Source organism: Castellaniella sp. (genome assembly GCF_041677825.1).
Lineage (GTDB): Bacteria > Pseudomonadota > Gammaproteobacteria > Burkholderiales > Burkholderiaceae_B > Castellaniella.
The window spans coordinates 41,362-54,314 of sequence record NZ_JBAYPG010000013.1 but is presented as its reverse complement, the minus strand read 5'-3'; the positions used below and the strand labels follow the sequence as shown (position 1 = coordinate 54,314).

Annotated in this window: 14 protein-coding genes; 8 read left to right on the top strand and 6 right to left on the bottom strand. The window is 65.1% G+C overall.

The genetic code is table 11. The annotated features are described in order from the left end of the window. Positions 1-57: 57 nt before the first annotated feature. The 4 genes from phaP to WCY17_RS07200 all read right to left on the bottom strand — a co-directional run bounded on the left by phaP (position 58) and on the right by WCY17_RS07200 (position 3,400). A complete protein-coding gene (gene phaP, locus WCY17_RS07215; RefSeq protein ID WP_372701503.1) occupies positions 58-639 on the bottom strand; it encodes a TIGR01841 family phasin in 582 nt (193 codons plus the stop codon). A 144-nt stretch (positions 640-783) separates the two neighbouring features. Continuing rightward, complete coding sequence (locus WCY17_RS07210; protein WP_372701502.1) at positions 784-1,572, bottom strand: IclR family transcriptional regulator; 789 nt, start codon at positions 1,570-1,572, stop codon at positions 784-786. Positions 1,573-1,764: 192 nt separating this feature from the next. Beyond that, entirely contained in the window at positions 1,765-2,586 is an 822-nt protein-coding gene (locus WCY17_RS07205; protein ID WP_372701501.1) for a competence/damage-inducible protein A, read from the bottom strand. Then, the gene (locus WCY17_RS07200; RefSeq protein ID WP_372701500.1) at positions 2,576-3,400 is read right to left on the bottom strand and encodes an EI24 domain-containing protein; all 825 of its coding nucleotides are present in this window, start codon (positions 3,398-3,400) and stop codon (positions 2,576-2,578) included. Before WCY17_RS07200 ends, WCY17_RS07205 begins: the two co-directional genes overlap by 11 nt. Before the next feature lie 248 nt (positions 3,401-3,648). Between WCY17_RS07200 and WCY17_RS07195 the strand changes: the two genes are divergently transcribed. After that, on the top strand, positions 3,649-4,032 hold the full coding sequence (locus tag WCY17_RS07195; RefSeq protein ID WP_372701499.1) for a thioredoxin family protein: 384 nt from the start codon (positions 3,649-3,651) through the stop codon (positions 4,030-4,032). 64 nt (positions 4,033-4,096) lie between these two features. Here WCY17_RS07195 and WCY17_RS07190 read toward each other — a convergent pair whose 3' ends face one another. Next, positions 4,097-5,476: a DEAD/DEAH box helicase gene (locus tag WCY17_RS07190; RefSeq protein ID WP_372701498.1), complete on the bottom strand. Its 1,380-nt coding sequence runs from the start codon at positions 5,474-5,476 to the stop codon at positions 4,097-4,099. Between the two features lie 121 nt (positions 5,477-5,597). Here WCY17_RS07190 and WCY17_RS07185 point away from each other — a divergent pair, with 121 nt between their 5' ends. Both WCY17_RS07185 and WCY17_RS07180 read left to right on the top strand, forming a co-directional pair. Then, positions 5,598-6,518, top strand: coding sequence for a branched-chain amino acid transaminase (locus WCY17_RS07185; RefSeq protein WP_372701497.1), 921 nt, complete (start codon positions 5,598-5,600; stop codon positions 6,516-6,518). A gap of 10 nt (positions 6,519-6,528) precedes the next feature. Beyond that, on the top strand, positions 6,529-6,738 hold the full coding sequence (locus tag WCY17_RS07180) for a zinc-finger domain-containing protein (protein ID WP_372701496.1): 210 nt from the start codon (positions 6,529-6,531) through the stop codon (positions 6,736-6,738). A gap of 12 nt (positions 6,739-6,750) precedes the next feature. Here WCY17_RS07180 and WCY17_RS07175 read toward each other — a convergent pair whose 3' ends face one another. Continuing rightward, positions 6,751-8,220 carry a M48 family metalloprotease gene (locus WCY17_RS07175; RefSeq protein WP_372701495.1) on the bottom strand — a complete coding sequence of 490 codons (1,470 nt, stop codon included), beginning with the start codon at positions 8,218-8,220 and terminating at the stop codon, positions 6,751-6,753. Positions 8,221-8,331: 111 nt separating this feature from the next. On the opposite strand from WCY17_RS07175, the gene WCY17_RS07170 reads away from it, so the two are divergent. Genes WCY17_RS07170 through ruvC form a run of 5 tightly spaced genes read left to right on the top strand, consistent with a single transcriptional unit; the run spans position 8,332 to position 12,944 of the window. Then, positions 8,332-9,483, top strand: a complete 1,152-nt coding sequence (locus tag WCY17_RS07170) for an FAD-dependent monooxygenase (RefSeq protein WP_372701494.1) — start codon at positions 8,332-8,334, stop codon at positions 9,481-9,483. Between the two features lie 20 nt (positions 9,484-9,503). Next, positions 9,504-10,514, top strand: a complete 1,011-nt coding sequence (gene dusB, locus WCY17_RS07165; RefSeq protein WP_372701493.1) for a tRNA dihydrouridine synthase DusB — start codon at positions 9,504-9,506, stop codon at positions 10,512-10,514. 14 nt (positions 10,515-10,528) lie between these two features. Next, the gene (locus WCY17_RS07160) at positions 10,529-10,768 is read left to right on the top strand and encodes a helix-turn-helix domain-containing protein (protein ID WP_372701492.1); all 240 of its coding nucleotides are present in this window, start codon (positions 10,529-10,531) and stop codon (positions 10,766-10,768) included. Between the two features lie 32 nt (positions 10,769-10,800). Then, positions 10,801-12,393, top strand: a complete 1,593-nt coding sequence (gene purH, locus WCY17_RS07155) for a bifunctional phosphoribosylaminoimidazolecarboxamide formyltransferase/IMP cyclohydrolase (RefSeq protein WP_372701491.1) — start codon at positions 10,801-10,803, stop codon at positions 12,391-12,393. Beyond that, positions 12,393-12,944 (top strand): crossover junction endodeoxyribonuclease RuvC, encoded by a 552-nt coding sequence (gene ruvC, locus WCY17_RS07150; RefSeq protein ID WP_372701490.1) that lies wholly within the window; start codon positions 12,393-12,395, stop codon positions 12,942-12,944. Before purH ends, ruvC begins: the two co-directional genes overlap by 1 nt. Positions 12,945-12,953: the final 9 nt, after the last annotated feature.

The following is a 12,953-nucleotide window of genomic DNA, read 5'->3' as shown; positions in this document are numbered from 1 at the left end:
AAGCGGGGCGTTGTTGGCTGCATCAGCCATTCGAGGCTGGTGCATGGGTAGGCCGCATCAGTTGGCCGCGGCAGCGCGACTGCCGGTCTTGGTCGCCTTGGTGGCGGCCTTGCTGACGTCGGTGGCGGCCTTCAGCGTGGCATTCGTAGCGGCCTGGAAATTCGACTCGGCCGCACTGGCGGCCTGCCGGGCAGCCTTGGCGGCCGACTCATAGGCGTTGGTGGCGGTGGCCAGGGACGACTTGATCAGGGCAACCGCACCTTCCGAGCCGGTGGGCGCGTTGCGGGCGAACTGCTCGACCACTTCGGCCACTTGCTGCTGACCCTGGCTCAGGTGGGTATCGGCCAGCTTGCTCAGGTCGCTGTGGATGTCGGCCAGGATTTCATAGACATCCTTGCCGTAGGTCACGGCCTGCTCGGGGCGCACCAGCGCCGACGTGAAGCTCAGCAGTTCCTGGGCATCCTTGAGCTCGATGGCATCCTTGGATTTCTGCGCGATCTCTTCAAGGGCCGCCTTGGTGGCCTTCAGGTTCAGATCGACCAGCTTTTCGAAGCCGCTGAAAAAGGTTTCCTGAACGGCCAGCAGGTTGTCGAGGGCCGCTTTCTGGGTCGCCTGCAGGGGTTGTTGGGTAGCGCTCATGATGACTCCTTGTCGTGGGCGAGAAGGACGTTGTCGGTCAGGGGCCGCCACCCTTCTCTGAAGCAGCAGGATTGCTGCATTGCACAATAGAAATTGTACATGAAAGAAAAGCGGTGTCAATCATTTTTGTTGCGACGCAACAACTCAATGCGTGCCATCGTGGCCCAAGGCCGACGAAATGCGGGTGGCGGTGTCGGTGAGCAGCGGAATCCAGTCGTCGCGCATGCGCTCGGCGGGTGCCGAAAGCGACAGACCCGCCAGCAGGGCATCTGTGTCATCGTAGATCCCCGCTGCAATGCAGCGCACGCCCAGTTCCAGTTCTTCGTTGTCACGTGCATACCCGTGGCGACGCACGAGCGCCAGCTCGCGCTCGAGCTGATCGAGCTGGGTGATGCTGTTGCGCGTATTGCCCGCCAGACCGGTCCGCATGGCATAGCTGCGCACGCTGCGCGCATCCCAGACCGACAGGAACAGCTTGCCGGTGGACGTCAGATGCAGTGGCGCGCGCCCACCAATGGCCCGCACCACCTGCATGCCTGAACACTCGCTCCAGGCCCGTTCGACATAGACGATCTCATCGCCCTGAGCCAGCGAGAGATTCACCGTCTGGCCCGTCTGGCGATGCAATGCGCGCATCAGGCCAATGGAGGCCGTGCGCACGTCCAGGCGCCCCTTGACTAACGAACCCAGTTCGAGAAGGCGCATGCCCAGGCGGTACAGGCCGCTGTCCACCCGCTCGACGTAGCGCCCCACGCACAGGTCGGCCAATATGCGGTGTACCGTGGACGCGTGCAGGCCCGTGGCACCGGAAAGCGTCTTGAGCGTGACGGGATCGTTGTGCGCAGCGAGCACATCGAGCAGGCGCATGGCCCGATCGAGAACCTGAATGGTGATGGCTGCGGGGTCACCCGCATGGAGAGAAGAATAAGGCATGATGAGCAGCTTGTTTTTTCCATCATATGAAAAATCAAACCATATGACAACAAACCGCTCGACAACCGGGTCGGTGGGTGTCTCGCGGCCAGCGGTGCACGATGCTGGCCGATGCATCGGCGTCAGCCCTGTCGCGATCTGTATGGGGGCGGGGCACTACAGGCTGCATGGCCTGCCCGCACGCCGGCCGGTTCAGGCGGGCGGGCTGAGCCGGCCTCCGGCTGCCAGGACCTGGGCGCGCAACCATTCGAGCGCCTGCGCAGTGGCCTCGGGCGCGCCTTTCACGCCCAGTTCAGTATGCGGATGACCACCTCGATCCCCTACATTGGGCAGGCTGAACACCCGCACGCCCGGCCATTGCACTTCGAGCTGCTCGAGCGCGGGCGTGATCCGGGATTCAGGCAGGCCGAAAACCAGAAAGGAATACTCTGCGCGAACTTCACAATGGTGCCAGCGGGCATAGCGGGTATCCAGTGTCCAGGCCATCATGGCATGCGCCATGACCGGAAAACCAGGCATGAAACTGTGATCGTGGATGAAAAACCCGGGAATGCGATTGAAACTGTTGGGAATGATCTCTGCACCCTGGGGGAACACCCCCATTTGCAGGCGCTGCTGGTTTTCAGGGTCACTCATGTCGGCCGTGCCCTGCCCCTTGGCCGCCATCTCGGCGCAGCGCTGCGCAATCAGGCGTTCCGCCTCGGGATGCAGGGCCAGCGGCACCCCCAGCGCCCGTGCCGCCGCCTGCCGGGTACGATCATCGGGCGTGGCACCGATGCCGCCGCAGCAGAACACCAGATCATGGGTCGCAAAACTGCGCTGCAGGCAGGCCGTGATGCCATCTTCGTCATCCGAGATGAATTCTGCCCCGTGCAGCCGCATGCCACGCTTCTGCAGGAGTTCGATGAACTTCGAAAGATGCTGGTCCTGACGCCGGCCAGACAGGATTTCATCGCCAATGATGATCAGGCGCACGCGGGGGATTTCAACGGGGGGAGGGACTTCAGTTTGCATGAGAAAATTCCTGGAGATCGATCAGGGTTCGAGCACGCAGTTCGCGCAGGGCATCCAGACAGAAATGGGCATACACCAGCGCCGAGAATACGGGCATCACCAGCCAGAACAGCGGGATCAGGTTCAACAGCGACAGACAACCCGCGAGCAGCCACAGCGGCCGATTGTTGCTTCGCCACAACACGCGCCGCTCGGCGACCGACGCATGTTCGATCAGGGCATCGACGCGCAGCATGCGGTTGACGGCAAAGGCCCACCAGAACACCGGCAGGACGAGCGCAAACGGTGGCACCAGCCACAAGGGCATGGTCAGCAGCCAGCCCAGACAGAACAGCGTGACGACCCAGATCGCGTTCCAGGTGCCGAGCGCGGTCACATGACGCCCCTGGCGTTTCAACCCGGGGTAGTCGTGCCGTTCGAGGTGCCTCAGTACGATGGGCATCACGAAGATTGCCGCGATCACCAGGCCGAGGATCCCGGCCATGGGCAGCAGCAGGCCTGCAGCCATCAATGGCACCAGCACAGGCAGCGTCCACAGCTTGAGTGAGAACCAGCCCAGCGCCAGCAGCCACTGGTCCAGTGCATCCAGCGGCCCCCAGGCCGAAATGGACTGGTCGATCCAGAGCGTCAGGGGTGACCAGAACAGCCACAACAGGATGACCGCGCCCAGGACTGCAATGAAAAATGGCAACAGCAGAGCCAGCAGCATGCGCGGATGCAACTGGCTGACCAGTGCCCGGCGAAAGGCCTGCCCCACCTTGGTGAAGCCAGGCCCCGCCGGCGTGTCATGTGCAATGATTTCTGTCGTGGGCATGATGCGAAGTTTCCACGAACTGCGGCACCAGCGCAAGCCCGCCCATGCGCAGGTTTCGCCATGCAGGACGCGTGCTCCGCCGCGCGCCGGGCCACCCCGCCGTGGACGATCCGGCCCCGGTGCGCGTCGTCCTGCGCCGCTGTGGCCGACGAGGATGGTCGTGCGCCAGTCCGGACGCGCCACGCAGACCCGGCCAGCGCAAACCCTTACAATCGGGCAGGTGCAGCATCGAATCCGGACATCCCATCATGAGCCTGTATGACCCGCGCCTGTATAACCCGCATACCGACAAACCGGCACTCAGCGCCCGGCTGGCGGTTGACGAAGGCCGGCGCGTGGTGTGCTACTGCGCGGCCTGGTGCCGGACCTGCGATGCGTGGCACACGCTGTTCGAGCGCCTGGCGCAAAAACATGCCGACTGGACCTTCATCTGGGTCGACATCGAAGACAACCCCGAGTGGCTGGGCGACGAAGACGTGGAAGACTTCCCGACCTTGCTGATCCAGGACGCCACGGGTACCCGTTTCTGGGGGCCCCAGCCCCCGATGGCCGAAGCCCTGCAACGCCTGCTGGAACACGCCGGCCAGTTGCCTGTGCTGCATGTCGGGCCGGGCCGGGTCGAGGATTTCTGATCCGGCGCGCAGCCGGGCTGCCGTTTCCTGGCGCGCAGCCCATTATCGCGGGCCGAGGACGATTTCAACCGACCGGCTTGCGCTGGCCACCAAGCAGGACGCCCACACAGGGTTTGCTCGACGCCGCGCGCTGCGCCGCCAGTTCACCCACGCCCGATGAGACCGAAGCGGACGGCTCATAGGGCCTGGTGAAAAACTCGTCCAGGGGCGCTTCGGGCGTGAAGCGGCTGGCCCTGCGACCCGACAGGCGGGCCGGGCGCCGTGGTTCGCGCGGCAGTTCGAGGTCGCCACGCGGGATCTTCGTCTTGATGAGTTTTTCGATATCGAGCAGGTAGCGCTCTTCGTCGGGCGTGTACAGGGCAATCGCATCGCCCTCGGCGCCGGCGCGACCCGTTCGGCCGATGCGATGCACGTAGTCTTCAGGGTTGCGCGGCAGATCATAGTTGATGACGCAGGGCACGCCGGCCACATCGAGACCCCGGGCAGCCACGTCGGTGGCCACGAGGACTTCGAGCGCACCGGACTTGAAGGCATCGAGCGCCTTCATGCGCTCGATCTGCGACTTGTTGCCGTGAATGGACTCGGCGCGTATGCCGTCGAGCTCGAGCTGACGCGCCAGCCGGCTGCAGCCGATCTTGGTGTTGGAAAAGACGATCACCTGATTCAGGTGGCGGGACTTGACCAGATGCACGACTGCACGCCGCTTGGCCTCGCTGTCGAGACAATAGGCAATCTGGGTGACGGTATCGGCCGCCGCGTTGGGCCGGGCCACCTCGATCTCGACCGGGGTACGCAGGAAGGTGCGCCCCAGCTTGCGGATCTCGGGGCTGAATGTCGCCGAGAACAGCAGGCCCTGACGGCCTTCGGGCAGCAGCCGGATGATGCGATCCAGATCCGGCAGGAACCCCATGTCGAGCATGCGGTCGGCCTCGTCGAGAACCAGGATGCCGACCTGCCCCAGGTTGACGTTGCGCTGTTCGACGTGGTCGAGCAGGCGCCCGGGTGTGGCGATCAGGATTTCGCAGCCTTCGCGCAGCTGGTCGCGCTGCGGACGGATGTCGACCCCACCGAACACGACCGCCGTGCGCAGGGGTACATGCTGGCTGTACTGCGCCACATTGGCATGCACCTGGTCTGCGAGTTCGCGGGTGGGCGTGAGGATCAACGCACGCACCGGATGCCGTGCGGGTGATGCACTGGTGTTGGCAAAAGGCATCAGACGATGCAGGATGGGCAGGGAAAACGCTGCGGTCTTCCCCGTACCCGTCTGGGCGGCCCCCATGATGTCGTGCCCCGCCAGTGCCACAGGAATGGCCTTGGACTGTATGGGCGTGGCGGATACATAGCCGGTATCCTGGATGGCCCGCAAGATGCCGGGATGCAGGCCAAACTGAGTGAAGGGTATCGTGGATTCAGTGGAATCGGAGGTGGGGGATTGGGTCATTCGAATAGGAAAGGGCACAGGCAAAAAGGGCCTGCGCATGCATGAACGGATCATTTTAACCTGCATCGCAGCAGGCCGGGCAATTGGTACAATAATCGCCTGATCAATTGAGGAGACGGCAATGTCCATGTCCGACCGCGACGGGGTCATCTGGTATGACGGCAAACTGGTGCCCTGGCGCGAAGCCACCACCCATGTACTGACACATTCACTGCATTACGGCCTGTCCGTCTTCGAAGGGGTGCGCGCGTACAAGACCCAGAATGGCCCTGCCATCTTCCGGCTCGAAGAACACACCAGGCGTCTGCTCAATTCGGCGCACATCTACCAGATGAAAATTCCGTACACGCGCGAAGCCTTGCAAGACGCCCAGATCGAGGTCGTGCGGCGCAACAGTCTCGAATCCTGCTACATCCGGCCCGTGGCGTTCTACGGCTCCGAAAAAATGGGCGTTTCGCCACGCGGCGCCTCGGTGCACGTGGCCATCGCGGCATGGCCGTGGGGCGCCTATCTGGGCGAAGAAGCCCTGCGACGCGGCATCCGGGTGAAGATTTCCTCTTTTGCACGCCAGCACGTCAACGTCACCATGCCACGCGCCAAGATTGCCAGTACGTACGCCAATTCGATCCTGGCCAATGCCGAAGCCCTCGATCACGGCTACGATGAAGCCATCCTCCTCGACACCCAGGGCTTCGTGGCCGAAGGCTCGGGCGAAAACCTGTTCATCGTGCGCGACGGCGTGCTGTACGAACCAGACATCGCCTGTGCGCTCACGGGCATCACACGCGCATCCATCCACCAGCTGGCTGCCGACCTGGGCCTGCAGATCACCTCCCGCCGCCTCACGCGCGATGACCTCTACATTGCCGACGAGGCCTTCTTTACCGGCACGGCAGCCGAAGTCACGCCCATCCGCGAAATCGACGGCCGGCAGATCGGCATCGGCGAGCGCGGGCCAGTCACCACGCAGTTGCAGAAGGCCTTTTTCGATGCGGTGTCCGGCAAGACGCCCAAATATCACCACTGGCTTACCAAGGTCTGAAGGAACCACCATGAGCAGCACGCCAGACACCAGGCAAGACGACATCATCCGGGTGGGGGCCGAAGACCTTCCGGTCTATTGCCCGGGGCCCAAGGCACCCCTCTGGAGCCAGCATCCACGCATCTACATCGAGGTCGTGAAAAACGGGGTGGCCCGCTGCCAGTATTGCGGGGCGCAATACGCGCTGCGCGATGGCGAAAAGGCCCTCGGGCACCACTGAGCATGCCAGGTTTCAGCGCTTGAAAGGCTCGAGTAGCGAACGCTGTGCATCCAGGCGCTCGCGCAAGCCGCGAATGCGTACATCGATGCGCGATTGGGCGTAGAAGTCCTGGCTGTGCCTGCGCGCCTGGTCCAGATGCTCCACGGCCGTGGGCAGGGCGCCACGCAGTTCATAGTAGGTTGCCATGGCTTCGTGTGCCTCGACCACGTCATCGCTGCGCTCGAGCGCCATGGCCAGCATTTTCTGGAATTCGGCCACATGGGGCCATTTTTTCACCAGGGCTCGCAGAAGCGTCACCGCATCGCGTGACTTGCCCATCTGCTGCAATACCTGCGCCCGCTCGTAGGCCACACCCTGGCTGTCGGGCCAGCGGGCCAGCGCCTCTGCAGACAGCTTGAGGGCTTCTTGGGGATCCTGCGACAAGGCCAGCCGGACGGCCAGCATGTCGATCTGCGGCGCCAGCTGCGCGGCCCGGGCCTGCTCGAGCCAATCGTGCGCCTGGCCCGGCCGGCCCGCTTCGTACGCCAGCAGCGCAAGCCCATACAGCGCGGCGGCCTTGCGGGGCCCATGCTGCGCTGCCACCTGGCTGCGCAGATCTTCCTCGAGCCGCTGCCGGGTCATGTTGTCGCGTGCCTGGAGCAGTGCCAGACGGGCGCGCACGAACCAGTATTCGGGGTTTGCGGCCGCCGGCGCGCCGGGCAGCCGATCCAGCCGGTTCTCGATGTCCGACAGACGCTGGATCGAGAGCGGATGCGTGGCTGCATAGCCGCCCCCCTGGCCTTCGTTCAGGCGCGCGGCATCCATGAGCCGCCTGAACATGGCGAGCATGCCGCGCGGATCGAAACCCGCCTGGCGCATCATCTGCAGGCCCACCCGATCCGCCTCCTGTTCGGCCCCGCGTGAAAACCCCAGTTGCCGGTCGATGACGGCTGCCTGACCAAACGCCGCCACCCCCATCGCCAGATCACCCTGCCCGGCCATGGCCGCCAGCAGGGCGCCCACCAGGCTGGCCACCATGACGCCCGTGCCGCGGGACTGCTGCTCGAGGCCACGGGCGATATGCCGCTGCATCACATGGCTGATTTCATGCGCCAGCACGCTGGCCAGCTCGGATTCACTTTCGGTCGCCGTCATCAGCCCACTGTTCACGCCGATGTACCCCCCCGGCATGGCAAAGGCATTGATGGCCGGATCGCGCACCGCAAATACGGTGATGTCCTGCTCCAGCGGTTGTGGCGCATGCGCGGCGAGGCGCTGACCCAGTGTGGTCAGATACTGGTTGATGTCGATATCGGCCACATAGGTGGGATCCTGGTAGCCCTGCTCCATGATGGCCTGCCCCAGCAGGCGCTCGAGCGCCGGCGAGAGCTCGATGGCCGAAGCGGCACCCATGGACGGCAGGCCCACGGGCTGGGCGCCAGCCGCCACATGACCTGCCAGCATGGCTGCCGCCATGCACAGGTTCAGAGTGATTCTACGCATGGTACAGGTGACTCCTGCATGCCTGCCAAGATACGGGCGGATACTGAAGATATCGGATGCGTCAGTGTAAAGCATTCTAAAATGAGCCCTTTGTACGCCTCACCGGCTGTCATGACCCCAACACACTTCGATGTCGCCATCCTGGGCGGCGGGCCTGTCGGCTGCGCACTGGCCCTGGCCTTGTCACGTCACGCACCCGACCCCGGACGCATCCTGCTGGCAGGCCCACGGCCAGCACCCCGGCCGCCCAGCCAGACCATCGATCCCCGCGCGCTGGCGCTCAACCATGGCAGTCGCCAGTTTCTCGAGACGCTCGGCGCCTGGCCTGCCCATGCGGCCCCCATCACGCACGTGCACGTCTCCCAGGCCCGGCATGCAGGGCAGACCCATATCGACCATGCCGAACTGGGCGTCGCCGAACTGGGCTGTGTGGTGCGCTACGATGAGCTGCTCGAACGCCTGGATCAGGCGCTCGAGCACAGCGGCGTACAGCGTCTGCTCGAACGCCCATCCAGGCCGCTGGCGGGCGTACCAGTTGTACTGCCCCTGAAGGCACAGGCGCTCACCACCCGCCTGGCCCTGCTGTCCGACGGCGCGCCGCCCCGCGGCCTGCAGCGCGAATACGGGCAGCGGGCGGTGCTGGCGACGATACGTGCCGGCCAGCCACGTCCGGGCTGGGCATTCGAGCGCTTCACCCGCGAAGGCCCGCTTGCACTCCTGCCCCACCCCGCCGATCCGGCACTGTACAGCCTGGTCTGGTGCGTGCCTCCGGTACGAGCAGAATCGTTGCTCGCCATGCCGGCCGCCCGGTTCACCCAGGCACTGCAAGCGGCATTCGGGCAGCGTCTGGGGACGCTGCAACTCACCGGCGACACCCACAGCTTCCCGCTGGCCTTGCACGTGGGCCCACAGCAGCTGGCACCGGGCGTGCTGGCATTGGGCAATGCCGCCCAGACCCTGCATCCGGTGGCCGGGCAGGGCCTGAACCTGGGGCTGCGCGACGTCGCCCAGCTGGCTCACGCCCTGGGTCCCTGGCTGGCCGACCCGCAGTCCGAACCCACGCAGCCCCTGCAGCACTACAGGCACAAACGCCGCCTCGACCGTTGCCTGACCATCGCCATCACCGACACCCTGCCGCGCATCTTCTCGTCCGAATGGGCTCCCGTGCGCCATGCCTGTGGTCTAGGGCTGATGGCACTCGAATTGCTGCCCATGCTGCGCAGGCCGCTGGCCCGGCAGCTCATGCAGGGCCAGCGGCGGTAGAACAGCCTAAAATGCCCGGCATGATGATAGGACCCTGGACCCTCCCGCACCCGGTCTGTGCGGCCCCGATGGCGGGCGTGACCGACCGGCCATACCGGCGCCTGTGCAAGGCGCTGGGTGCCGCCTATGCGGTCTGCGAGATGGCCGCCAGCAACCCGCGCCTGTGGCACAGCGTCAAAACAGCACAACGCCTGGACCATGCGGGCGAACCCGATCCCCTCGCCGTGCAGATCGCCGGCGCCGACCCCGACATGCTGGCCGAGGCCGCCCTGTTCAACATCCGCAAGGGCGCCCGCATCATCGACATCAACATGGGCTGCCCGGCCAAGAAGGTGTGCAAGGCGGCCTCCGGCTCGGCCCTGCTGCGTGACGAAGCCCTGGTGGCGCGCATTCTCGAACGCGTGGTCGCTGTCTGCCGACCGCTGGGGATTCCGGTTACACTGAAAACCCGCACCGGGTGGGATCGCGAAAACCGCAATGCGGTGCGCATCGCCCGCCTGGCCGAAGACTGCGGCATCGCAGCGCTCGCGCTGCATGGCCGCACCCGCTGCGATCTGTACACGGGCGAAGCCGAATACGACACGCTGCGTGCCGTACGCGACGTCATACGGATCCCGCTGATTGCCAACGGCGACATCGACAGCCCCGAAAAGGCACGGCACGTTCTGCGGGTCACCGGGGCCGATGCGGTCATGATCGGCCGCGCGGCCCGGGGCAGGCCCTGGATCTTCCGGGAGATCGCCCATTACCTGCAGCATGGCAGCCACCTGCCGCCACCCACCTACGGAGAATTGCGCGAACTCCTGCTTGGCCATCTTGAAGACCACTACTCGTTTTATGGCGAACAGGTCGGTGTACGTACGGCACGCAAGCACATTGGCTGGTACCTGTCGGGCCTGCCCGAAGCCCGGCCCCTGCTCGCGGGTATCATGACACTGGACAGCACCGATGCGCAGGCCCGTACCCTGTGCCGCTGGTTCGACCAACAGGCCGCCGAAAAGGCAGCCATTCCTGAGACAACCCTGCATTGAAACCGTTCTTGGAAATGAGCACCACAACCCCCTTGGAACAAGCCGTACGCGACCAGCTGGAGCGCTATTTTGCCGACCTGGGCGATTCTGCGCCCCACGACATGCTGGCCATGGTAAACCGCTGTGTCGAGCGCACGGTGCTGCAGGTCGCCATGGAGCGGACCGCCGGCAACCAGACCCGGGCCGCAGACATGCTGGGCATCACGCGCGGCACCTTGCGCAAGAAGCTCCTGGTTCACCAGATCTCCGATTGACCCTTTCTTCTTCCCGAGTACATCGCCCTATCATGACCACACAGACCGCCCTGATCTCCGTATCCGACAAATCAGGCATCGTCGACTTTGCCCTGGCACTGGCCCAGCGTGGGGTCACACTGCTTTCAACCGGCGGCACCGCACACCTGTTGCGCGAAGCCGGTCTCCAGGTCACCGAAGTCGCAGATCACACCGGCTTTCCCGAAATTCTCGACGGCCGGGTCAAGACCCTGCACCCGCGCATCCACGGGGGGCTGCTGGCCCGGCGCGACGACGCAGCCCATCTGCGTACGCTGGCAGAGCATGACATCCCGGCCATCGATCTGCTGGTCGTCAACCTGTACCCCTTCGGACAGACCGTGGCACGCCCCGACTGCACGCTGGGCGAGGCCATCGAGAACATCGACATCGGCGGGCCGGCCATGCTGCGCTCTGCGGCCAAGAACCACGGCTCCGCGGCGGGCGGGGTCTGCGTCGTGATCGACCCGGCCGATTACCCGCGGGTCCTGGCCGAGCTCGACAGCCCGGGCCACCAGGTGTCCCATGCCTTGCGCCTCGAACTCGCAGCCAAGGCCTACGCCCATACAGCAGCATACGACGGCGCGATCGCCAATTGGCTGGGCAGCCTGGCCGAAGCCGAACCAGCGGCCGATCAGGTGCCCGAGCGCGAGCCCTGGCCACGCGTCATGTCATTTCAGTGGCCACGGCACCAGGTTCTGCGCTACGGCGAAAACCCGCATCAACGGGCCGCCTTCTATCGCGACCCGACCGTGGGTGCCGGCCTGTTGGCGAGTTATCGGCAGATCCAGGGCAAAGCGCTGTCCTACAACAACATCGCCGACACCGATACCGCCTGGGAAACCGTACGGCATTTCGCGACCCCGGCCTGTGTGATCGTCAAGCATGCCAACCCCTGCGGTGCCGCGTTGGGCGGCAACGCTCTGGACGCGTACCGGAAGGCCTTCAAGACAGATCCCGTATCGGCATTTGGCGGCATCGTGGCCTTCAATGCCACGGTAGACGAAGCCACGGCGCAGGCCGTCATCGGCCCCTTCCTCGAAGTCCTGATCGCACCGGCGTTCACCGGGGCAGCGCTGACCGTGCTGTCGGCCAAGAAGAACGTGCGCGTGCTCGAAATCCCGCCCGGATCCGCCCACAATGCCTTCGACGTCAAGCGGGTGGGGGGCGGCTGGCTGGTGCAGGATGGCGATCATCACAGCGCCGATCCGGCCAGCATCCGGGTGGTCACCGAACGGGCCCCCAGCGCAGAACAGATGCAGGACCTTCTCTTTGCCTGGCACGTCGCGCGCTACGTCAAGTCCAATGCCATCGTGTTCTGCGGCGATCAGGCTACGCTGGGGGTTGGGGCGGGTCAGATGAGTCGCGTCGACTCGGCCCGTATCGCAGCCATCAAGGCGAGCAATGCCGGCCTTGATCTGCACGGCTCGGCGGTGGCCTCGGATGCGTTCTTTCCGTTTCGCGACGGCCTCGACGTGGTGGCAGACGCCGGTGCCACGTGCGTGATACAACCCGGTGGCAGCGTACGCGACGACGAAGTCATCGCTGCCGCCAACGAGCGAGGGATCGCCATGGTCTTCACCGGCTTTCGGCACTTCAGGCACTGATGCGCATATTGGGGGTGGATCCAGGCTTGCGCCGTACGGGCTTCGGCATCATCGAAACCAACGGCAGCCAGCTGCTGTACGTGACCAGCGGCACGATCACCGTGCCCGCACAGCGCCCGCTGGCCGAACGCCTGCGGGTCATCCTCGACAATCTGCGCCAGGTTGCACGCGACACGAAACCTGATGTGGCCGCGCTCGAAAAAGTCTTTCTGAACGTCAACCCGGCATCCACCCTGCTGCTGGGCCACGCACGCGGCGCCGCGGTCTGCGCGCTGGCCGACAGCGGCTTGAGCGTGTTCGAATATACCGCGCTGCAGGTCAAGAAATCAGTGGTCGGTACGGGCCGGGCCAGCAAGACGCAGATCCAGGCCATGGTACGCCATCTACTGGCACTCGATGGCGAGCCGGCTGCCGATGCCGCCGATGCCCTGGCCTGCGCCATCTGTCACGCCCACTGCGCCCCCCTGGCCGAGCGCCTGCAGGACCTGACGCCCGCGGACAGCCTGTCCCGGCGCAGCCGCAGGCTGCGCACGGGGCGCCTGATGGCCTGAACACACGGA

What these genes read in the sequence shown, in the direction of transcription:
- purH (WP_372701491.1), top strand. Translation starts at nt 10,801, where the DNA reads ATGACCACACAGACCGCCCTGATCTCCGTATCCGACAAATCAGGCATC.
- phaP (WP_372701503.1), bottom strand. Translation starts at nt 639, where the DNA reads ATGAGCGCTACCCAACAACCCCTGCAGGCGACCCAGAAAGCGGCCCTC.
- dusB (WP_372701493.1), top strand. Translation starts at nt 9,504, where the DNA reads ATGATGATAGGACCCTGGACCCTCCCGCACCCGGTCTGTGCGGCCCCG.
- WCY17_RS07190 (WP_372701498.1), bottom strand. Translation starts at nt 5,476, where the DNA reads ATGACCCAATCCCCCACCTCCGATTCCACTGAATCCACGATACCCTTC.
- WCY17_RS07180 (WP_372701496.1), top strand. Translation starts at nt 6,529, where the DNA reads ATGAGCAGCACGCCAGACACCAGGCAAGACGACATCATCCGGGTGGGG.
- WCY17_RS07175 (WP_372701495.1), bottom strand. Translation starts at nt 8,220, where the DNA reads ATGCGTAGAATCACTCTGAACCTGTGCATGGCGGCAGCCATGCTGGCA.
- WCY17_RS07200 (WP_372701500.1), bottom strand. Translation starts at nt 3,400, where the DNA reads ATGCCCACGACAGAAATCATTGCACATGACACGCCGGCGGGGCCTGGC.
- WCY17_RS07205 (WP_372701501.1), bottom strand. Translation starts at nt 2,586, where the DNA reads ATGCAAACTGAAGTCCCTCCCCCCGTTGAAATCCCCCGCGTGCGCCTG.
- WCY17_RS07185 (WP_372701497.1), top strand. Translation starts at nt 5,598, where the DNA reads ATGTCCATGTCCGACCGCGACGGGGTCATCTGGTATGACGGCAAACTG.
- WCY17_RS07195 (WP_372701499.1), top strand. Translation starts at nt 3,649, where the DNA reads ATGAGCCTGTATGACCCGCGCCTGTATAACCCGCATACCGACAAACCG.
- WCY17_RS07210 (WP_372701502.1), bottom strand. Translation starts at nt 1,572, where the DNA reads ATGCCTTATTCTTCTCTCCATGCGGGTGACCCCGCAGCCATCACCATT.
- WCY17_RS07160 (WP_372701492.1), top strand. Translation starts at nt 10,529, where the DNA reads ATGAGCACCACAACCCCCTTGGAACAAGCCGTACGCGACCAGCTGGAG.
- WCY17_RS07170 (WP_372701494.1), top strand. Translation starts at nt 8,332, where the DNA reads ATGACCCCAACACACTTCGATGTCGCCATCCTGGGCGGCGGGCCTGTC.
- ruvC (WP_372701490.1), top strand. Translation starts at nt 12,393, where the DNA reads ATGCGCATATTGGGGGTGGATCCAGGCTTGCGCCGTACGGGCTTCGGC.